The 19,743-nt window shown below is 65.3% G+C and carries 20 protein-coding genes; 17 read left to right on the forward strand and 3 right to left on the reverse strand.

Annotated features, from left to right (window positions below; translation table 11 throughout):
• Nucleotides 1–188: 188 nt before the first annotated feature.
• Entirely contained in the window at nucleotides 189–389 is a 201-nt protein-coding gene (locus B4920_RS10030; RefSeq protein WP_088179441.1) for a hypothetical protein, read from the reverse strand.
• Between the two features lie 198 nt (nucleotides 390–587).
• Between B4920_RS10030 and B4920_RS10035 the strand changes: the two genes are divergently transcribed.
• From B4920_RS10035 to B4920_RS10085, 11 genes are all read left to right on the forward strand, one after another.
• Nucleotides 588–821, forward strand: a complete 234-nt coding sequence (locus tag B4920_RS10035) for a hypothetical protein (RefSeq protein ID WP_079434522.1) — start codon at nucleotides 588–590, stop codon at nucleotides 819–821.
• A gap of 147 nt (nucleotides 822–968) precedes the next feature.
• Nucleotides 969–1,730, forward strand: coding sequence for a methyltransferase domain-containing protein (locus B4920_RS10040; RefSeq protein WP_079434524.1), 762 nt, complete (start codon nucleotides 969–971; stop codon nucleotides 1,728–1,730).
• On the forward strand, nucleotides 1,727–2,551 hold the full coding sequence (locus tag B4920_RS10045) for a Sir2 family NAD-dependent protein deacetylase (RefSeq protein WP_079434525.1): 825 nt from the start codon (nucleotides 1,727–1,729) through the stop codon (nucleotides 2,549–2,551). Before B4920_RS10040 ends, B4920_RS10045 begins: the two co-directional genes overlap by 4 nt.
• A 31-nt stretch (nucleotides 2,552–2,582) precedes the next feature.
• Entirely contained in the window at nucleotides 2,583–3,347 is a 765-nt protein-coding gene (locus B4920_RS10050; RefSeq protein ID WP_079434526.1) for a sulfite exporter TauE/SafE family protein, read from the forward strand.
• 14 nt (nucleotides 3,348–3,361) lie between these two features.
• Entirely contained in the window at nucleotides 3,362–4,222 is an 861-nt protein-coding gene (locus tag B4920_RS10055; protein WP_161493271.1) for a fused MFS/spermidine synthase, read from the forward strand.
• Nucleotides 4,223–4,226: 4 nt separating this feature from the next.
• Nucleotides 4,227–5,543 carry a 16S rRNA (cytosine(967)-C(5))-methyltransferase RsmB gene (rsmB, locus tag B4920_RS10060; protein WP_079434530.1) on the forward strand — a complete coding sequence of 439 codons (1,317 nt, stop codon included), beginning with the start codon at nucleotides 4,227–4,229 and terminating at the stop codon, nucleotides 5,541–5,543.
• The gene (locus B4920_RS10065; RefSeq protein WP_079434531.1) at nucleotides 5,503–6,120 is read left to right on the forward strand and encodes a DUF4390 domain-containing protein; all 618 of its coding nucleotides are present in this window, start codon (nucleotides 5,503–5,505) and stop codon (nucleotides 6,118–6,120) included. Before rsmB ends, B4920_RS10065 begins: the two co-directional genes overlap by 41 nt.
• Nucleotides 6,117–8,243 (forward strand): ATP-binding protein, encoded by a 2,127-nt coding sequence (locus B4920_RS10070; protein WP_079434532.1) that lies wholly within the window; start codon nucleotides 6,117–6,119, stop codon nucleotides 8,241–8,243. The genes B4920_RS10065 and B4920_RS10070 overlap by 4 nt, the downstream gene beginning before the upstream one ends.
• Entirely contained in the window at nucleotides 8,236–9,486 is a 1,251-nt protein-coding gene (locus B4920_RS10075; protein ID WP_079434533.1) for a sigma-54 dependent transcriptional regulator, read from the forward strand. The genes B4920_RS10070 and B4920_RS10075 overlap by 8 nt, the downstream gene beginning before the upstream one ends.
• Before the next feature lie 204 nt (nucleotides 9,487–9,690).
• Complete coding sequence (hemE, locus tag B4920_RS10080) at nucleotides 9,691–10,764, forward strand: uroporphyrinogen decarboxylase (protein ID WP_079434535.1); 1,074 nt, start codon at nucleotides 9,691–9,693, stop codon at nucleotides 10,762–10,764.
• A 470-nt stretch (nucleotides 10,765–11,234) separates the two neighbouring features.
• Nucleotides 11,235–13,409, forward strand: coding sequence for a primosomal protein N' (locus B4920_RS10085; RefSeq protein ID WP_079434537.1), 2,175 nt, complete (start codon nucleotides 11,235–11,237; stop codon nucleotides 13,407–13,409).
• 24 nt (nucleotides 13,410–13,433) lie between these two features.
• On the opposite strand, the gene B4920_RS10090 is transcribed toward B4920_RS10085, so the two are convergent.
• Nucleotides 13,434–13,616: a CHRD domain-containing protein gene (locus tag B4920_RS10090; protein ID WP_139379481.1), complete on the reverse strand. Its 183-nt coding sequence runs from the start codon at nucleotides 13,614–13,616 to the stop codon at nucleotides 13,434–13,436.
• Nucleotides 13,617–13,840: 224 nt separating this feature from the next.
• On the opposite strand from B4920_RS10090, the gene B4920_RS10095 reads away from it, so the two are divergent.
• From B4920_RS10095 to B4920_RS10115, 6 genes are all read left to right on the forward strand, one after another.
• Nucleotides 13,841–14,170 carry a hypothetical protein gene (locus B4920_RS10095; protein WP_079434539.1) on the forward strand — a complete coding sequence of 110 codons (330 nt, stop codon included), beginning with the start codon at nucleotides 13,841–13,843 and terminating at the stop codon, nucleotides 14,168–14,170.
• Between the two features lie 184 nt (nucleotides 14,171–14,354).
• A complete protein-coding gene (locus B4920_RS29485) occupies nucleotides 14,355–14,597 on the forward strand; it encodes a hypothetical protein (RefSeq protein ID WP_161493272.1) in 243 nt (80 codons plus the stop codon).
• Nucleotides 14,581–15,873: a DUF2325 domain-containing protein gene (locus B4920_RS10100; RefSeq protein ID WP_161493273.1), complete on the forward strand. Its 1,293-nt coding sequence runs from the start codon at nucleotides 14,581–14,583 to the stop codon at nucleotides 15,871–15,873. Before B4920_RS29485 ends, B4920_RS10100 begins: the two co-directional genes overlap by 17 nt.
• A 134-nt stretch (nucleotides 15,874–16,007) precedes the next feature.
• A complete protein-coding gene (locus B4920_RS10105; protein WP_079434542.1) occupies nucleotides 16,008–16,373 on the forward strand; it encodes a response regulator transcription factor in 366 nt (121 codons plus the stop codon).
• Between the two features lie 4 nt (nucleotides 16,374–16,377).
• Nucleotides 16,378–17,025: a hypothetical protein gene (locus tag B4920_RS10110; RefSeq protein ID WP_079434544.1), complete on the forward strand. Its 648-nt coding sequence runs from the start codon at nucleotides 16,378–16,380 to the stop codon at nucleotides 17,023–17,025.
• Nucleotides 17,022–18,353, forward strand: a complete 1,332-nt coding sequence (locus tag B4920_RS10115) for a diguanylate cyclase (protein WP_079434546.1) — start codon at nucleotides 17,022–17,024, stop codon at nucleotides 18,351–18,353. Before B4920_RS10110 ends, B4920_RS10115 begins: the two co-directional genes overlap by 4 nt.
• 359 nt (nucleotides 18,354–18,712) lie before the next feature.
• Here B4920_RS10115 and B4920_RS10120 read toward each other — a convergent pair whose 3' ends face one another.
• The gene (locus tag B4920_RS10120; protein WP_079434547.1) at nucleotides 18,713–19,678 is read right to left on the reverse strand and encodes a nitronate monooxygenase family protein; all 966 of its coding nucleotides are present in this window, start codon (nucleotides 19,676–19,678) and stop codon (nucleotides 18,713–18,715) included.
• Between the last annotated feature and the right edge of the window lie 65 nt (nucleotides 19,679–19,743).

The raw sequence follows: 19,743 nt of genomic DNA on the forward strand, positions 1-19,743 counted from the left end.
GAATGCAGAGACCGACTTGTCGGCGCGGGTGCCTAACCGATAGGCGCATGGCGGTATCCAAGCTGAGATCCACGCGAGAGCCTGAATGCAAGGAGCACCAGGTGTGCCGCGCCGGCAGCTGACACCGATCAGTAAGCGTCCGGCCACCCCATTTCCCCTGTCAGCCCAAACGCAGCACTCTTACTGCCTCAGTGCAGCCACTTCTTCTGCAAGACCTGCCATTCGGGCTCGGAGCAGAACCATTCGGTAACCTCGATCTCCCGTTGCTCAACCTGGTGCCTGCGTTCATAGCCAGTAGGAGATCCGCGATCACGCTGCCGCCGGTCTTTGCCGGATCGACGCTCGAAGCCGCTCCAGTTCCTTCCACGAGAAATCAGCAGCTTTTCCATTTACCTCACCTGTTCGGGAACTTCCTGTAGACAAGCATCGGCTTGTGCCTGCCTAATCTTCGAGAAATAGTTCTCGACAGGAATCCAACCCTCCACCCACGGATGCGACATAATTCTCGGCGTCGCGTAAATGCGGCGACATCGGCCCCGTCCGTGTTCCCTGACAGTTACCGGCCATCTGTCTCAAGGAGTTTTTCCGTGCGCCTTTCCGCGATCCGCTACACAGCCCTGCTCGCCCTCACCCTGGTGGCCTGCTCGGCGGAACCACCCATCTCCCTCGCCGACAAGGTGAAAGCCACTCGCGAATTGCTCGCCGAACGCACGGAATGTGCTGACTTCACCAAACAACTGAATACCGCCACGGACCGCCAGCAGGTGGATCAAACCTATCAAGCCGCCAAAAGCGCTCATTGCATCAAGCCGGACGTCTGAGCACCAGTCTGACGCGAGCGCTTCCTCACACAAAACCCGGCACGCCAGCCGGGTTTGTTTTTGCGGGGTCGACTGGCATCATGGAGACAGACCTGCCGCCCGGGCAGCCGAGGCCTCGCCTCCATCGCAATCACAGGAGAAGCCACTATGGTTTGGGAGCCTGACCGTTACCTGCAGTTTTCCGATGAACGCTTGCGCCCGGCTCTTGATCTGCTCGGCCGCATCCCGCTGCGTCGCCCTGCCCACATCGTCGACCTCGGCTGTGGTGCCGGCAATGTAACCCGCCTGCTTGCCGAACGTTGGCCTGACGCAGAACTGACCGGCCTCGACAGCTCCCCTGAAATGCTCGAGCGGGCACGCGCACAGCTTCCCGGCGTCCGTTTCGAGCTGACCGGCGTCGAACACTGGGACGCCGACGAACCCCTTGATCTGCTGTTCTCCAATGCGGCCCTGCATTGGGTCGGCCAGCATGAAACGCTCTTCCCGCGGCTGCTCGACGCCTTGTCTCCCGGCGGTGTGCTTGCCGTGCAGATGCCCGGCAACTTCGACGCGCCCTCCCATCGCATCATCCGTGAGATGGCTGCCTCATCAGCCTGGGCAGGCAAGGTCGGCAGCGGGCGTATGGGCGCGATCCTCGGGCTGGCCGATTACCATCGATTGCTCGCTTCCGGCACGACCCGCTTGTCCTTGTGGGAGACAACCTACTGGCAGGCCTTGACCGGCCCGTCCCCCGTGCTGGACTGGTTGCGTGGTACGACGCTGCTGCCCTATGTTGCACCGATGGACACGGAGACACGCGATGCATTCTTCTCCGAGCTCGCTGACCGACTTGCCGAGGCCTACCCACCAGACACGGCGGGATGCACGCTTTTTCCTTTCCGCCGGATTTTCATCGTCGCCCAGCGATGAGCGCTCTGTCCGAAGCCGCAAGGCTGATAGCGGCGGCCGACGGGCTCGTCGCCGCCGCCGGGGCCGGCATGGGTGTTGACTCTGGCCTGCCGGACTTTCGCGGCAACAGTGGATTCTGGCGTGCCTATCCGGCGCTCGCCGAGGCCCGTATCACTTTCGAGGAGATTGCCAACCCGGCCGCCTTTCGGCGTGATCCACGCCTGGCCTGGGGCTTCTACGGCCATCGCCTGAACCTCTACCGCCACACCCAACCCCACCGGGGCTTTGCCATTCTGCGCGCCATCGCCGAGCGCCTGCCTCACAACGCCTTCGTGTTCACCTCCAATGTGGACGGCCAGTTCCAGAAGGCCGACTTCGATGAGGCACAGATCTGCGAAGTGCATGGATCGATCCATCACCTGCAGTGCGTCAACGGCTGCGCCGGCGACATCCTTTCTGCCGATGATATCTCACCCGAGGTGAGCGACGCGACCTGTCAGCTGGTGTCTCCCCTGCCCCGCTGCTGCCACTGCAATGACCTGCTGCGTCCCAACGTGTTGATGTTTGGTGACGGGGACTGGGTGAGTCGCCGCAGCACAGCGCAGCGGCGCAGGCTGGACACCTGGCTGCAAACGACGCGACGACCGGTTGTCGTGGAGATCGGTGCAGGCAAGCACGTACCCACTGTACGCTGGTTCAGCGAGACACTTGGCGCCCCCCTGATCCGCATCAATCCCGCCGAGGCCGAAGTTCCAGGTCTCGGCGTCAGCCTGCCCCTTGGCGGATTCGAGGCGCTTGAGGGCATCCAGTCGGCACTGCTTGCCGAAGGTTTCTTCGCCTGACGGAGTTCTTGTTCCACGTGAAACACACCCCATGGATCTAGCCCTACCACTCCTCGCTGCCGGCGCCTTCTTCGCGGGCGTCGTCGACGCCGTTGTCGGCGGCGGCGGCCTCATCCAGATTCCGCTTCTGTTCTCCGCTTATCCCCAAGCTGCACCCGGCACACTGTTCGGCACCAACAAACTGGCCAGCGTGCTGGGTACGGCCAGCGCAGCAGCGCAGTACGCCCGCCGACTGGCGGTACCCTGGCGGGCAGCCGCTCCCGCCGCCATCGCGGCCGCAGCAGGATCCTGGTTGGGCGCCCGAACTGTCGTGCTGTTTCCACCCTCCGCTCTACGCCCATTGATTCTCGTCCTGCTGACGGCGGTAGCGATCTACACCTACATCCGCAAGGATTTCGGCAGCATCCATCAGCGCCTCGCCAATCCCACCACCGAAGTGCGGCGAGCCATGCTGATCGGTGCAGCCATAGGTTTCTACGACGGCTTTTTCGGACCGGGCACCGGCAGCTTCCTGATCTTCCTGTTCATCCGTTTCCTCGGGATGGATTTCCTGCACGCCTCCGTATCGGCCAAGATTGTCAACGTTGCCACCAACCTGGCGGCCATCGCTGTCTTCGTCTCCCACGGAGAGATCTTCTGGATCGTTGCTGCAATCATGGGCGGCTGCAATCTGTTGGGCTCCCGCGTGGGAACGGCCCTCGCGCTTCGCCACGGCGCAGCCTTTGTCCGCAAAGCCTTCCTGTTCGTCGTCGGCGCCCTGATCCTGCGCTTCAGCGTCGACACCTTCCTGCCCTGACGGAGTTGTTCCACGTGAAACAACCCTTCTTTCACTCCCCTCTTGCGCCCGATGTCGCTCTGTCCATCGACCGCAAAGCGAAAGCCATCGAGATCCGCAGCATCCACCAGCGGATCAGTGTGGAAACAACCGCAAGTCTCGGCCGCCTATACAGACTGGACGGCGACCTGATGGCCGCCGAAGCGGACGAGTACATCATCCACGAAAGCCTCGCCCATCTACCGGCCCTTGCCCATCATGAGCCGCGCAGCGCCCTCGTTCTCGGCGGAGGCGACGGCGCCACCGCTCGCGAACTGCTGAAGCACCCGGACATCGAGCGGATCATCATCGCGGAGCTCGACCCTGAGGTGGTTCGTGTCATCCGCCAGCACATCCCCACCCTGCCCGCCGGCGCCTTCGACTCCCCTCGCGTCGAACTGCACCATGGGGATGCCGCCGACACCCTCCAACGGGCGTACGACCATGGAGAGCGCTTCGACCTCATCCTGTTCGACCTCACCGAAGCCGACGACCCGGCCTGCGCCCATCTGCATCGCACAGAATTCATGCGTTTATGTGCGGCCAGCCTGCACACTGGCGGTATGATTCACGTCCAGCTCGGCTCGCCCTTTTACCAGCCTGTCCAGACAGCCGCCCTCTGGCAGCGGATGCGTGCCCTGTTTCCCGACCTGCGCCCGGCCCTGCTCAACGTTCCGTCCTACGGCGGCCCCTGGCTGGTGACGCGGGGTACGCTGACACCCATGAACGAACCGACTGTCGCCGACCTGCAGAAGCGCCTCATCGCAAGAGGCCTGCGCGACCTGCGTCATTACAACCCCGACCTGCACCACGCCTGCCAGGTCCTGCCCAACTCGATTCGCCAGCTACTGGCTTGACTCCATGCCCCACGCCTCCATTTCGAACCCTCCCCACGCCCTACCGGAAGACAGCCTCGGCTACGCCATCCTGACGGCGGCGGAACTGATCGCCGAGGTAGTTGCCGGCACCACGCTGACCGAAAGCCTGGGCGCCCTGTGGGCAGCCCGGCCGCGCACCCCACCGGGCGTCCGCGGAGCCATCCTCGATCTCACCTACAGCAGTTTGCGGGATTACGGTCGCCAGGACTTCATCCTCGGTCGCCTGCTGCAAAAGCCCTTGCCGGAACCGGTTCAATCCATCCTGCGCGTCGCGCTGCACCGTCTCGACAGCCACAGCGACACCGCCCACACCGTCGTGAACCAGGCAGTAGACGCGGCAGCCACCTGCCTCGGCGGCAAGTTCAAGGGCGTGGCCAACGGTGTGCTGCGCAACGCCCTGCGCCAGATGGAGGACCTGAACAAGGCTGCCGACGCCGACATGGTCGCCGAGTATCGCCACCCGCCCTGGTGGATCCGCCGTCTGAAGACCCAGTACCCGGCCCAATGGCGCAACATCCTCGCCGCCGGCAACACCCACCCGCCGATGGCCCTGCGCATCAACGTGCTGCGCAGCGATCGGGATGAAGTGCTGGCCAACTTTGCTGACGCCGGCGTGCCCCTGCACCAGCTCGCCAATGGCGCGCTCCTGCTCGAACGCCCGGTACCGGTTTCCCGACTGCCCGGCTTCGCCGAAGGCTGCATCAGCGTGCAGGATGCAGGCGCCCAGTTCGCCGCCCACCACCTCGACGTGGAGGATGGCCAACGCGTCCTCGACGCCTGTGCCGCGCCTGGCGGCAAGACGGCCCACATCCTCGAACTCGCCGATGTGGACCTCACTGCCCTCGACGCGGATCCGGGCCGGACACGGCGCATCGAGGAAAACCTGCAGCGCCTCGGCCTCGCAGCCACGATCAAGACTTCCGACTGCCGCAACCTGGATGCCTGGTGGGACGGCCGCTTCTTCGAGCGCATCCTTGCCGATGTACCCTGCTCGGCCTCCGGCGTGGTGCGCCGCAATCCTGACATCAAGTGGCTGCGCCGCGGTGGCGACATCGCCCGCTTCGCCGCACAACAGGCCGAGATCGTCGATGCCCTGTGGCAGGTCCTCGCCCCGGGTGGCAAAATGCTTTACGCCACCTGCTCGGTATTTGCCGAGGAGAACAGCGAGCAGATGGCCGGCTTCGCTGCCCGTCATCCCGATTGCCGCCGGCTGCCCCTTGACGGTCAGCTCGACTGCCAATATCTGCCCTGCTCCGAACATGACGGATTCTTCTACGCCCTGCTCGAGAAAGTCGCCTGAGCGCCGCCGCTTCCTGCTCCATACCATCGGTGTCACCGCCGGTACCCTGCTTGCGCTCGAAGCCACGCCGGTACACGCCGCCGATGCGGAAATCCGCAATGCGGCCCTGCTGCCCAGCGACGATCTCTACGTTCTCAATACCGACATCAACGCCGAACTCACGCCACTTCTTGCCGACGTGGTTGCCCGGGGCGTGTCCCTGTACTTCACCGCCGAGTTCGAACTGAGCGCCCCCCGCTGGTACTGGATGGACGAGGAGATCGCCAGCAAGACCCTGACCTATCGCCTTTCCTACCAGTCCCTGACCCGGCAATACCGCCTGACCACCGGCGCGCTGCACCAGAACTTCGGCAGCCTTGAGGAGGCCATGCGCACCATGCTGCGCATCCGCAACTGGGGCGTTGCCGACCGCAACACCCTGAAGGTCGGAAAGAGCTACAACGCCGCGCTGCGCTTCCGCCTGGACGTCGGTGAACTGCCCAAGCCACTACAGGTCAGCGCCTTCGGCAGGCGGGACTGGAACCTGGCCACCGACTGGTACCGGTGGACCTTCGTCATCACCCGGGAGTCGAAATGAGATCCACCGGCCTCGTCGTCGCGGCGGCCGTCGGTGGCATCCTGCTCTTTCTGCTCGCCACCGCCAGTGCCAATACTCCCCTGTTTGCCCGCAACTACACCCTGCTGCTGGGCCTCAACGGCATCATCGCCCTTGGACTGGCCAGCCTGGTGTTTGTCCAGCTGCGCAGCCTGTGGCAGGAGCACCGTGCCCGCCGCTTCGGCTCCCGCCTCAAGCTGCGCCTGATGGCCATCTTCGCGGCGATGGCTGTCGTACCGGGAGCCCTCGTCTACGCGGTATCCCTGCAGTTCGCAGTGAAGAGCATCGAATCCTGGTTCAACGTGCGGGTGGATGCGGCCCTCGAAAGCGGCCTCCAACTCGGTCGTACGACCCTCGAGATCCTCCTCGACCAGCTCGCCAACAAGGCCGATCAACTGGCCCTCGAACTCGAACCCGCAGCACCGATCCGTCCTCCCTTGCTCAACCAGTTGCGGGAACGGGCCGGCATCGAGTCCGCCACCGTGTTCTCCCCGAACGGCAAGATCGTCGCTACTGCCGACATCCAGCTCGACACCCTGATGCCCGAACAGCCGAACGCCGCCCAGTTGCGCCAGGCCCGCCAGACCCGCGGCTACCGAGCGGCAGAAGGCAACGCCACCGAGGGCCTGGTGCTGCGCGTAATCGTCCCCATTCCATCGCGGCACTTCACCGAACCCCAGCTGCTGCAGGTCACCCAGGAAGTACCGCGCTCCTTCGCAATGCATGCAGAGAGCGTCGAGACGGTGCATCGCGACTACCAGGAACTGTCCCTCGCCCGTAACGGCCTGAAACGCATCTACACGCTGACCCTCACCCTCACCCTGCTGCTGGCCTTGTTCGCTGCCGTCGCCGTCGCCTTCGTGCTGACCCGCCGCCTCGCCGCACCGCTGTTCATCCTTGCTGAAGGCACCCAGGCCGTGGCCGCCGGCGACTTCAGCCCCCGCCAGGCCCTGCCGGCTCGCGACGAGCTCGGCGTGCTGACCCAGTCCTTCAACCAGATGACCCGCCAGCTGGAAGATGCCCGCGCCCAGGCCGACAAGCACCGGGCCGCCGTCGAACGCAACCGGGCCTACCTGGAAGGTGTGCTCGCCAACCTCTCCGCGGGTGTGCTGGCCTTCTCGCCGGACGGTCATCTGCGGGCGGCCAACCACGGCGCGATGACCATCCTCAACGACCAGCTCGACGGCTACGAACGCCTGCGCCTGGACGAATGGGAGAACCATCACGCCTTCCGTGATGCGCTGCTCGACGGCTTCCACGGCCCCGAGGCCGACTGGAACCGGCAGATCGAATTCTCCAATCCGGACGGCAGCACCCAGACCCTGCTCCTGCACGGCACCCGCCTGCCCGACGACACCGGCGGCGGCTGGGTGGTGGTGTTCGACGACATCACCCACCTCATCGCCGCCCAGCGCACTGCCGCCTGGGCAGAGGTGGCACGACGCCTGGCCCACGAGATAAAGAACCCGCTGACGCCGATCCAGCTGTCAGCCGAACGCCTGCAGTTCAAGCTGGCCGACCGCCTCGACGACGAGGGCCGGCAGATGCTGGAACGCTCCACCACCACCATCGTGAATCAGGTCGAGGCCATGAAGAACCTGGTCAATGCCTTCCGCGACTACGCCCGCCTACCCAGCCCGACGATGGCGCCGGTCGATCTGAATGCGCTGGTACGCGAGGTCCTGGTCCTCTACGAAGGCTCCCCGGTGATGATCCACGCCGAGCTGGCCGCCGAGCTGCCGCGCGTGCTCGGCGATGCTACGCAGATCCGCCAAGTCATCCACAACCTGTTGCAGAATGCCGAGGACTCGCTGGCCGAACAGCCCGATCCGGAAATCGAGCTGTTGACCCGATCCGACGCACGCCGGGTAGACTTGGTTCTGCGCGACAATGGACCGGGCTTCCCGCCCGAGATCCTGTCCCGGGCCTTCGAGCCCTATGTAACGACAAAAACCCGCGGTACCGGCCTCGGCCTCGCCATCGTCAAGAAGATCATCGACGAGCACGAGGGCGAAATCCGTCTCGCCAATCGAGAAGCCGGTGGAGCGGAAATCCGTATCCGCCTGCGCTGTGCCCCCCATTCTGAGTCCAGTGTCCATGGCTAAAATCCTCATCGTTGACGACGAAGTCGGTATCCGCGAACTCCTGTCGGAAATCCTGCGCGACGAAGGTCACGACATCATCCTCGCCGAAAACGCCGCCACCGCCCGGGCCGCCCGCAATGCCGCGCGCCCTGACCTGGTATTGCTCGACATCTGGATGCCGGACACCGACGGTGTCAGCCTGCTCAAGGAATGGTCCGCCAACGGCCAGCTGACGATGCCGGTGGTGATGATGTCCGGCCACGGCACCATCGACACCGCTGTCGAGGCCACGCGCATCGGCGCGATGGAATTCCTCGAAAAACCCATCGCACTGCAGAAGCTGCTCGCCGCCGTCAAACGCGGCCTGGCCCGCATCAAGCCGGCCCATGCGCCGAGTCCGCTGGGCCTCGCTGCCTTCGCCCGCTCCGCCCCGCTACGCGACCTGCGCAAGCGCCTGGAGCAGATGGCCGACAAATCGCGGATCATCCTGCTGCGCGTCGGCCCCGGCAGCCTTGCCGAACTGTGCGCGCGCACACTGCAGCGGGTCGGGGCACCATGGCTGGACCTGTCCCTGAACAGCACCCCCCTCGAACTGAACGTCCTCGAAGGGGCCCGCAACGGACTGCTCTACGTCCCGGAACTGATCTACCTGTCGCGCCCCCAGCAAAAGAACCTGGTCTTCGCCATGGACCGCCTGGAACGCCACGGCCAGAGCCTGGTGGTCGCCACCGAGCACCGCCCGGACGAACTGGTCGAGCACGGCTGGGAAGAACGCGTGCTGGCCCGGCTGTTCGAGGTATCCCTGGCTCCACCCGCCCTCGGCGAGATCCGCGACGAGATCCCCGAGATCGCCAGCCAGATCCTGCTGCACCTGGTCGAAGCCGGGGAAGTTCCGCCCCGCCGCCTCACCTCCGCGGCCCTCAATGCCCTGCGCAACCAGGCCTGGCCAGGCGGCTACGGGGAACTCAAAGCCGCGATCAAATCCCTCTCCCTCGGTACGCTGGAGGAAGAGATCGGCATGGACGACGTTGCCCACCTGCTGGTCAAGACGCCGACCGCCGCCCTCGGCCTGCCCCTCGACCTGCCGCTGCGCGAAGCCCGCGAGATCTTCGAGCGCCTCTACTTCGAGCACCACCTGCAACTGGACGGCGGCAACATGACCCGCCTGGCGGAAAAAACCGGCCTCGAACGTACCCACCTCTACCGCAAGCTCAAGCAGCTCGGCATCAGCGTCGGCCGCAAGCACGAGGAAGGCAGCACCTGAGCGTATGCCGGGCACGGCCCCACGTCCCTGAGTGCGCGGCCCGGCAAAGAGACGGCGGACACGCTCGACAGGTCCGCAACCCACGGTCACCCTTGACACGGGTGACCGTCAATCCTTCTTGATCTGCCCCATCCACGCGGGGGCGACAAATGGCGGATAATCCCGCCTTTGCCGCCCAGCGCGGTCACCCGTCGAGGATTTACCGTGAGCCGTCCGAAGAACGACACCTTCCTGCGCGCCCTGCTGCGCCAGCCCACCGACTACACCCCGCTCTGGCTGATGCGCCAGGCCGGCCGCTACCTACCCGAGTACCGGGAGACCCGCAAGCGCGCCGGCAGCTTCCTCGATCTGTGCAAGAACCCCAGCCTGGCCTGCGAGGTCACCCTGCAGCCGCTCACCCGCTACAACCTTGACGCGGCGATCCTGTTTTCCGACATCCTCACCGTACCTGACGCAATGGGCCTCGGCCTCTACTTCGCAGAAGGCGAAGGGCCCAAGTTCGAGCGGCCGCTGAAGGAAGAATGGGAGATCCGCAACCTGGCGGTGCCCGATCCCAACATCGAGCTCGGCTACGTGATGGACGCGGTGGCGGAGATCCGCCGCGCGCTGGGCGATTCTGTGCCGCTGATCGGCTTCTCCGGCAGCCCCTGGACGCTCGCCTGCTACATGGTCGAGGGCGGCGGCTCGGACGACTACCGCAAGGTCAAGGGCCTGCTCTACAGCCGCCCCGACCTGATGCACCACATCCTGGGCGTTACCGCCCAGGCCGTCATTGCCTACCTCAATGCGCAGATCGAAGCCGGCGCCCAGGCCGTGATGATCTTCGACTCCTGGGGTGGCGTACTCGCCCACGACGCCTACAGGGAATTTTCCCTCGCCTACATCCGCAAGATCGTCGCCGGCCTCACCCGCGAGAAGGACGGCGAAAAGGTGCCGTGCATCGTATTCACCAAGGGCGGCGGCCTGTGGCTGGCCGACATCGCCGACAGCGGCACTGACGCGGTTGGCCTCGACTGGACCGTGGATATCGGCGCGGCCCGCCGCCTGGTCGGCAACAAGGTCGCGCTGCAGGGCAACCTGGATCCGGCAGTGCTGTTCGGCAGCCCAGAAGCCGTCGCCGCCGAAGCAAAAAAAGTCCTCGATGCCTTCGGCCCCCACGCCGGTCACGTGTTCAACCTGGGCCACGGGATTTCCCAGTTCACTCCGCCGGAAAACGTCGAAGTGCTGGTCAACACGGTGCACACCTACAGCCGCGAACTCAAGGGAAAATCCGTCTGAGGGCAAGCTGGTCAGCCATGCGGGGCCGGCAGATTGCCGGCCTTTTTGCTGACAGCCCCTGGCACACACCCCTCTCCAGGGTCTCCCTAGGAGGAGAAGCGGAAAACGGCCCCGTCAAGCACTAAATTTTCGACTTACCCCTTGACTTGTGCACAGCATCACGCACTCCGTCATTTTTCTGACATGAATTCCGAACTGGTTTTTTAGCCCTCCCAAGGGATTGTTTTTAAATGGAATATTATTCTTGTTAGATCTGGATTCAGAAAATGGAAAGCATATGGCGAGCGGCTATAAGGGTTGTTTTCCGGTTTTTCCCACAAAGTTATCCACAGATTATGTGGACAAGAAAAAATACGCATTCGAAGCCAATGGCTTCAACCCCTTTGCCCATCTGCCATCTCATAAATCCGTTGCAATACACTGATTTACAGGTACTTTCCCAAGAAACCCGCAAACCTGCGTCCTAGCCCATCGTGATCGTCCGCGTCGCCCTGCCGATCCCCCTGCCCCGGACCTTCGACTACATTGCCGAAGATCTCTCCCCGGCCGACCTGGGCCGCTGCGTACGGGTCCCTTTCGGCCGGGGAGAGAAGACCGGACTGATCGTCGCGCTGCCTGAGACCGCCGAGTTACCGCTGGAGCAGCTGAAGCCGGTCATCGCCATCCAGCGAGAAGCACCGGCCCTGCCCGCCGACTGGCTGGCGATGGTCGAATTCACAGCCCGTTACTACCAGCACCCGCTCGGCGAAGTCGTGGCGATGGCCCTGCCGCCACGACTGCGCCGGGCGGACGCCGTCAGCGGCAATGAAGCCGACCCCCTGCTCGACCTCACCACCACTGGCCGGGAAGCCATCGCCACGACCAAACGACAAAGCCGCGCGCTGGCCCTGCTGCACGATCTGGCTACCCACGGCGCGCGCCGCAAGTCCCTGTTGCGTGACGGCGAGCATGCCAACCCGGCGGTGGCAGATGCCCTCAAGCGCGGCTGGATCGCCCCAACCATGGCTGCCGACCCCGCGGCTATGGCCGGGGCCCCGGTCCTCACCGCGGAGCAGCAGGCCGCTGTCGATGCCATGGTGGCGGACTTCAGCCGCTTCCAGACCTTCCTGCTGGCCGGGGTCACCGGCAGCGGCAAAACCGAGGTGTACCTGCGGCTCGTCCAGCACGTCATCGCGCAGGGCGGCCAAGCCCTGATCCTCGTCCCCGAAATCGCCCTCACCCCACAGCTGGAAGGGCGCGTGGCCGGCCGCTTCCCGGCCGCCCGGGTGGTCAGCCTGCATTCCGCGCTGGCCGAAGGCGCCCGCTCCCAAGGCTTCGTGCAGGCCATGGAAGGGCGCGCGGAAATCGTTCTCGGCACCCGCCTGTCGGTATTCACGCCGCTACCCCGGCTGGGATTGATCGTAGTGGACGAAGAACACGACGCCAGCTACAAGCAGCACGAAGGGGTCCGCTACAACGCCCGCGATCTGGCGATCTGGCGCGCCCGCCAACGCAGCGTACCGATCGTCCTCGGCTCCGCCACACCGTCCCTCGAGAGCTGGTACGCCGCTGACAGTGGCCGCTACCAGCGCATCGAACTGGCCAATCGCGCCGTCGCCGCCACGCTGCCGCGGGTGCGCCCGGTGGACATCCGCCGCGAGAAACTCCAGCACGGTGTCTCCGAACACCTGCTGCGGGCCATCGACGCCCGCCTGCAGCGCGGCGAACAAAGCCTGGTCTTCCTCAACCGCCGCGGCTACGCGCCGGTGCTGTCCTGCCCGTCCTGCGGCTGGGTCAGCCGCTGTCCGCACTGCACGGCCAACATGGTCCTGCACCTGGCCGACCGGCGCCTGCGCTGCCACCACTGCAGCTTCGAGGCCGCCATCCCGCTGGCCTGCCCCGACTGCGGCGACCAGGACATCCAGCCCTTTGGGCGCGGCACCCAGCGCCTCGAAGAGACCTTGGGCGAACGCTTCCCCGATGCCCGGATCCTGCGTGTCGACCGGGACGCTGCGCGCACCCGCAGCCAGTGGGACGGGCTGCTCGACCAGATCGGCCGCGGCGAGGCCGACATCCTAGTCGGCACCCAGATGATGGCCAAGGGACACGACTTTCCCAAGCTGACCTTCGTCGGCGTGCTCAACGCCGATTCGTCACTCTTCGCCGCCGACTTCCGCGCCCCTGAACGCCTGTTCCAGCAGCTCATGCAGGTCGGCGGCCGGGCCGGACGCGGCGAACTCCCAGGGGAAGTGATGGTGCAGACCCAGTATCCCGACCATCCGCTGTATCAGTGCCTCGCTACCCACGACTTCGCCCGCTATGCCGCCCTGCAGCTCGAGGAACGCAAGCAGGCCCGTTTCCCGCCCTTTGCCGCGAACGCCCTGCTGTGCGCCAACGCCACCGAGCTGGCGACCGCCCTCGACTGGCTGAAAGCTGCCCGCACCGCCGCCGAGCCCCTGTCCCCGGCCTTTGGCGTCCATGTCTTCGATCCGGTACCGATGCGCATGGTCCGCCTCGCCCGCCGGGAACGCGCCCAGTTGCTGGTCGAGGCGCAAACCCGCCCGGCGTTGCAGGCCTTCCTCAGCGAATGGAGCCGCCAGCTGTGGACACTGCGCCCGCCCAGGGACCTGCGCTGGCACCTGGACGTAGACCCGGCCGAAGTCTGAACGGCCCGGCTCACGCCCCAACCATCAGCCGTCTTCTCCGCGCCAGCGCCATTGCCCCCCCGGCGATACCGAGCAGGGACAGCAATGGATGTGCGCGGCCGTGGTCGGCCCCAGCAGACCGGAAAACACCACATCCACCTGCATGGTGTGCGCCACCGTATCGATCACGACCATCGCCGCGCCGGTAGCCGGTGAGGCGTTCGGCACCGCCGAGGGAAGCCGAATAGCTCAATACCGCAGCTCCTGTCATCGATGACGATACAGCCAGCACCAGCGCAGCTCCCCACGAAGGTGGACGACTTCCCGGTTACAAATGAACAAGGGCTTACATTTCCCCTGACAACCGCCGGCGATGGCAGGCGTTATTCGCTACAAGGGCAGGCAATTACGCCACCCCGGAGCAAACGACCCAGTCATCAAGGAGAACGCAAATGCTGAACAAGATCATCGCCCTCGCCATCGCCGCCGGTTTCGCTTCCGCCTCCTTTGCCCAGGCGCCCGCCGCTACCCCCGCGACGCCGGCCAAGCCTGCTGCTGCCGCAACGGCCGCCGCCGAGAAGAAGGCCGAAGCACCGAAGGCTGAAGCCGCCAAGGCTGGCGAAGCGGTGAAGACCGAAGCTGCCAAGACCACCGAACCGGTCAAGGCCGAAGGCGCCAAGGTCGAAAAGCATGTCAAGCACGTTAAGCATGCCAAGCCCGCTGCAAAGGCTGATACCAAGACTGAAGCCCAGCCCGCCGCAGCGCCTGCCGCCGCCAAGTAAGCGGCCCCAATCGTACCTATCCAGCGCCGCGGGGCGTGGTCCGGTCATCCGGATCACGCCCCGCGGCGCTTTTGTCGCCCACCAAGCTCCTCACCTGCAACTATTTGATAATAATTCTCGTTTACTTTTTCATCCATTGACACTAAATTGAGATCTATTCTCATTAGCCCAAATGGATTAACCGATGAACTCTCCGGCCCTGTCCGTACCCACTGTCGACTCGCCCAACCTATGGGTCGGCACCCTCGCCCAACTCCTCCGGTTCGATGAAACGGGCTGCCACCACGCGGCCAAACGCGCGGCGGACCTGCTCAGCCGACTGGCTGACCTGCCCGGCCTGGACCAGGGCTTCCGGGATCTATGCGAACGCACGGCGCATCGCCTCGAAGACACGCCCGCAGGAGAGCACCATGTGCCTCGCCCCTGAGAGCCAGCCCCAGAGCCTGCAAAGCCTGTTGCGGGCCGAATACGCCAACGCACTGGTGGCCATCGAACCGCCGACAGGCAGTACCGCGGGCCGCAAACGTCCCAAGCTGTGGGACCTGGACGACAAGCATCACTGCCCGCTGATCGGCACCTGCCTGTCCATCGACGAACTGCAGCGCTTCGCCAAACGTTTCCACTTCACCGCCCGTCCCGGCGACGAGTTCGCCCTGCATGTGGAAGCCGTCGCCCAGTGCCGCACCCGTAGCCCGGCCTCCGAGGCCATGCAGCGTCACCTGGATCGCAAGTATCTGCTGTGGGTGGACCGCTTCGGCAAACTCAAGGACGACAAGGCGCTGCAGACCTTGTGGCACGAATGCCAGCAGCGCGGTGAAATTGCAGGCCCTCTGTGGGCCCTGTGCACCCACCGGAACGCATCCCAGACCAGCCTGCAGCAAGCCTATGCCGACGTCCACATGCTGTCCCACCAGGTCGGCGCTGGCCTGGCTGCTGACACACGCCGCCTCGCACATCTGGAAAAGGAAAATGCCGAACTGAAAGGCGGTCTCAAGCGGGAACTGGCCGCACTGCGCCGCCAGCTGGCCGCTGCCGAGGCCGAGCGCGCCGAGCGGGATACACTGCGCAACGACATCGACACCCTGCAAAAACGCCTGCAATGCTTCGAATCCGGCCAGGTCGTCGTTGAGATGGGCCAGCGCCTGATGGCCCTGCAGACATCCCACGACAAACTGCTGGCCACGTCGGGACGCGTATGGGAGCTGGAGCGCAACCTGAAGGACATCCGCGAGGATGCCCAGCGCATCGCCGTGGAACGGGATGCCGCCCTGGCCGAGCGGGATGCGCTGGAACACCTGCTGCGCGCCATGGAGCCGGCTACCTGCGAAATTACAGCCGACGGCGACGCGTGCGCAGCTTGCGAACACGCCCTGGGCGCACGTTGCGTCCTTTACGTGGGTGGCCGCGCCGCGCTGTTGGCTCAATACCGCCAGCTCGCCGAACGCCTCGGCATCACCCTGATCCACCACGACGGCGGCCAGGAGGAATCCCTGTCGCGCCTGCCTGAACTGATCCGCAGCGCCGACGCAGTGATGTGCCCGACCGATCACATCAGCCACAACGCCTACTATCACGTGAAAGCCCACTGCAAGCGGGTCGGCAAACCCTGCCTGTTCTACCGGGGTGGCGGCATCTCCGGTTTTGCGGTAGCCATGGCGCGTATCGGGCGCGGCGAATACAGCCTGGCCGGCGAGATGGGGTAGGCCACAGCCGTCATGCAAGAAGGCCCAGCCATCCGTCAACCTGGTTCCGTCGCACCCATTCGTTGTGAATAATTTCACTCAAGTTCGCATTCCGCCCTCCGTTAGCAAACAGAGGTACCCATCGGAGCGACCCCATGCCCTCCCCTGCAACGATCCTGCTCGTCGACGACAGCCGTGCCTCGCGGATGCTGTGCGCTTCGGTCATGCGCAGCCAGCGGCCGGATCTGACCCTCCTCGAGGCCGGCAACGGCGAAGCCGCTCTCGAGATCCTGACCACCACCCAGCCCGACCTGGCCGTACTCGACATGAACATGCCGGGCATTTCGGGGCTTGAGCTGGCCGAGAAGATCCGCGCATCCCATCCCGACATCACCCTTGCACTACTCACCGCCAACGTCCAGGAAGCCATCCAGCGGCGGGCCGCCGGACTGGGCGTGCGTTTCTTCCGCAAACCCATCGGCGAAGCCGTCATCAGCGACATCCTGCAACTGCTGGACTGAGGCGATGCACACCTTTTCCGAGCTCGAACTCGACGCACTCAGCGAGGCCTTCAACCTGTCCCTCGGCGAGGCCGCCGCCACCTTTTCGGCGATCGTGCACGAAGAGATCGAGCTATCGGTACCGACCATCGAGATCCTGTCCCGGGATGCCCTCACCGAACGCCTGACCCAGGGCCGACCCGGTAGCGGCAACGACCGCCTGTGCCGCATCAACCAGCGTTTCAATGCCGCCGACGGCTTCCAGACCGATGCGCTGCTGCTTTTTCCCGAACACGGCAGCCTCGAAATCGTGCGCCGCATGCTCGGCGACGACACCCCCGTCCAGCACATCACCGAACTCGAGCAGGACGCCCTCGCCGAGATCGGCAACATCATCATCAACAGCTGCATGGCCAGCCTGGCCAATCTCTTCGGCACCGAGATGATCGGCTCGCTGCCGAGCGTACAGTCCCGCAGCGCCGCCACCCTGCTCGACGACCGGGACGCCGACAGCGTGATCCTGGTGGCCCGCATCTCGATGAACATGGCCGCCCACAACCTGTCCGGCTTCGTGCTGTTCATCATGGACGTGCCGTCGATCACCAGCTTCATGGCCCAGATCCGCCGCCTGTTCCGCCTGCCCAGCCACGACGAACCACCGCCCGCAGCATGACCGGCTTCCACTCCCTTCTTGCCGACTGCGTCGACATCGGTCTGATCCTGCTGGACGGGGAGGGACGCATCTGCCTGTGGAACCGCTGGATCGAGCAGTGTACCGGGCTCGAGGCCGGCCAGGTCACCCAGCTGCCGCTGGCCGAGGCCTTCGGCCACCCGATCGATCCGCGCGTCGCCCTGGTGATCCGCGAAACCCTGGATTTCGGCTGGTCGGCCCGCCTGTCCCATGCCCTGCACCCGATGCCGCTGCCGCTCTTTCCCCCCGGCAGCAAGCAGGGCGAACGGGTCAAGCAGGCCATCGACGTAATCCCGGTGGACGTGGATGGCGCCCGTCACTGCCTGCTGCAGATTCGCGACGTCACCGAAACTGTCCGCCGCGAAGCCCTGCTCAAACAGCAGGGACGCCAGCTGCGCAGCGACCTCCAGCGCCTGTCGCGCGCCCAGATCGAACTCCAGCACAGCGAGATGCGCTTCCGCGAACTGGCCCGCCAGGCCCCGGCCGGCCTCTTCGAGGCCGACAGCCACGCCCGCTGTACCTTTCTCAACGAACGCTGCGAACAGATCCTCGGCCGCAGGCTACCCGAGGTGGCCGACACCCCGTGGATCGACCTGCTGCCGGCTGGCGAACAGGCCCGCTTGCGCGACAGCTGGCGCCTGGCCGTCGCATCGGCCACCCGTTTCGCCGAGGAATTCGCCTTCATCCGTCCCGACGACGGCAGCCGGCGCCGCATGCGCGCCGAAGCGGGCCCACTGCGCGACGAACTCGGCCGCATCAGCGGTTTCATCGGCACCATGGTGGACGTCACCGAATTCCACGAACGGGCCGCCCTCAACGAATTCCGCGCCAACCACGACAGCCTCACCGCACTGCTCAACCGGGACCGCTTCGACCGCCACCTGTGCGCCGCCATCACAGGTGCCGCCGAAAGCGGCGAGCGGGTCGCGGTGCTGTTCATCGACCTCGACGATTTCAAACAGATCAACGACACCCACGGGCACCAAGCCGGCGATGCAGTACTCAAGACCATCGCCAGCCGCCTGCGGCGTACCCTGCGCAACGAAGACCGGGTCGCGCGCTACGGCGGCGACGAGTTCGCCGTGCTGCTCAACGGCGCCCACGACTGGCAGGCCCTCGACGGCGTCATCGCCAAGATCAAGCGGATCGTCGCCCTGCCGATCAACCTCGGTCACTGCCACGTACGCATCTGCTGCTCCGTCGGCCTGGCCATTTATCCCGATCACGGCCGAGATCCCGCCACCCTGCTGACCCACTCCGACAAGAGCATGTACAGCGCCAAACGGCGCCACGGCGACGCCCAGCGCTGAAACGGCTCACCCTCCCCATCTTGCAGTCTGACGGCTTGCGGCACTGTGTCGTATTGTCTTGTCATGGCCTCGAGCCAAGAATCCGCTCCCCATTCAAACCGGACCAGAGGATTCTGCGATGCAGCCCATACCCGCCGCCCACGCCCTCGACGCACTGCTTGCCAGCGTGCTCGCCGGCCTGAGCATTCACCCGCACCTGCAGCCCCCCCAACTGGACTGGAAGCTGCCATCCCATTTCCGGACACCCCGCGTGCCGGCCGGCAACCTCATTCCAGTGGCAACCTGGCACCAGGAGCACAACGACGCGCGACCGTCCGGTCTAGCTGCTGCGCTACCCGTACCGCGTTGCCAAAGGCCTGCTAAGCCAGTGCCGGGCTGGGCGGCAGCGCGCAGGCGGCCCGATATTCGATGGCCAGACGCGCGCACAGTTCAGCCACCGGCGGCACGTCGTGGATCGTCGCCACACCGTGGCCGGCACTCCATACGTCCCGCCAGGCCTTGGCCTCGTCACTGAGAGCCTTCAGCTTGCCCTTGCCGACGCCCTGTACCAGTTCCTCCCGCCGATACCCGAGTTTCTCCAGGCTGGGCCACAGAAAGTTGGCATTGGTGCCGGAAATCGTGTCGGTATACACCACGTCGCCGGCTGCCGCCTCCACCAGCATCTGCTTGTAGGCGTCCTGGGCCTGGGATTCCCGCGTGGCGATAAAACGCGTGCCCAGGTAAGCCAGGTCGGCGCCCAGCACTTCCGCTGCACGTACCGCGTGGCCGTCGGAGATCGCTCCGCCGAGGACCAGCGCCCCCGCCCAGAATTCGCGGATTTCCCGTACCAGGCTGAAGGCGCTCTGGGTGCCGGCATGACCGCCGGCGCCAGAGGCCACGGCAATGATGCCGTCCACGCCGGCCGTGGCCGCCTTGCGGGCGTGATAGGCATGGACCACATCGGAAAACACCAGGCCGCCATAGGCATGCACGGCCTTCACCACCTCGCCCGGATGGCCCAGGCTGGTGATCACGAACGGCACCTTGTGCTTGCAGATCAGGGCCAGATCGGGCTCCACCCGCGAATTGGAGGCATGCAGGATCAGATTCACGCCATAGGGCGCAACGACAGCGCCCGGCTCGCGGCGAGCGGCCGCCAGGCTGTCATCGATCTCCGTCAGCCAGGCATCGAGCTGCCCGGACGTGCGGGCATTGAGGGCCGGAAAGGTGCCGGCGACGCCGGCCTTGCAGGTCTCGGCGACCAACTGGGGGCCGGACACGAGAAACATCGGGGCGGCGATGGCGGGAAGCCGCAAGGTGCCGCGGAAAGCAGCCGGAAGGGCCATGAGTGCTGTCTCCTGGTTCGTGTTGTGATGACGGGACAGGCGCCAATCTAACACGGGCACCCAGC

The sequence above is a fragment of the Zoogloea sp. LCSB751 genome, assembly GCF_002028455.1.
Classification (GTDB): domain Bacteria; phylum Pseudomonadota; class Gammaproteobacteria; order Burkholderiales; family Rhodocyclaceae; genus Zoogloea.

Excerpts from the sequence above, each read along its gene's own strand:
- B4920_RS10065 (WP_079434531.1), top strand. The coding sequence starts at position 5,503 with ATGACGGATTCTTCTACGCCCTGCTCGAGAAAGTCGCCTGAGCGCCGC.
- B4920_RS10100 (WP_161493273.1), top strand. The coding sequence starts at position 14,581 with ATGTGCCTCGCCCCTGAGAGCCAGCCCCAGAGCCTGCAAAGCCTGTTG.
- B4920_RS10120 (WP_079434547.1), bottom strand. The coding sequence starts at position 19,678 with ATGGCCCTTCCGGCTGCTTTCCGCGGCACCTTGCGGCTTCCCGCCATC.
- B4920_RS10045 (WP_079434525.1), top strand. The coding sequence starts at position 1,727 with ATGAGCGCTCTGTCCGAAGCCGCAAGGCTGATAGCGGCGGCCGACGGG.
- B4920_RS10030 (WP_088179441.1), bottom strand. The coding sequence starts at position 389 with ATGGAAAAGCTGCTGATTTCTCGTGGAAGGAACTGGAGCGGCTTCGAG.
- B4920_RS10040 (WP_079434524.1), top strand. The coding sequence starts at position 969 with ATGGTTTGGGAGCCTGACCGTTACCTGCAGTTTTCCGATGAACGCTTG.
- B4920_RS10075 (WP_079434533.1), top strand. The coding sequence starts at position 8,236 with ATGGCTAAAATCCTCATCGTTGACGACGAAGTCGGTATCCGCGAACTC.
- B4920_RS10105 (WP_079434542.1), top strand. The coding sequence starts at position 16,008 with ATGCCCTCCCCTGCAACGATCCTGCTCGTCGACGACAGCCGTGCCTCG.
- B4920_RS10095 (WP_079434539.1), top strand. The coding sequence starts at position 13,841 with ATGCTGAACAAGATCATCGCCCTCGCCATCGCCGCCGGTTTCGCTTCC.
- B4920_RS10070 (WP_079434532.1), top strand. The coding sequence starts at position 6,117 with ATGAGATCCACCGGCCTCGTCGTCGCGGCGGCCGTCGGTGGCATCCTG.
- B4920_RS10115 (WP_079434546.1), top strand. The coding sequence starts at position 17,022 with ATGACCGGCTTCCACTCCCTTCTTGCCGACTGCGTCGACATCGGTCTG.
- B4920_RS29485 (WP_161493272.1), top strand. The coding sequence starts at position 14,355 with ATGAACTCTCCGGCCCTGTCCGTACCCACTGTCGACTCGCCCAACCTA.
- B4920_RS10110 (WP_079434544.1), top strand. The coding sequence starts at position 16,378 with ATGCACACCTTTTCCGAGCTCGAACTCGACGCACTCAGCGAGGCCTTC.
- rsmB (WP_079434530.1), top strand. The coding sequence starts at position 4,227 with ATGCCCCACGCCTCCATTTCGAACCCTCCCCACGCCCTACCGGAAGAC.
- B4920_RS10050 (WP_079434526.1), top strand. The coding sequence starts at position 2,583 with ATGGATCTAGCCCTACCACTCCTCGCTGCCGGCGCCTTCTTCGCGGGC.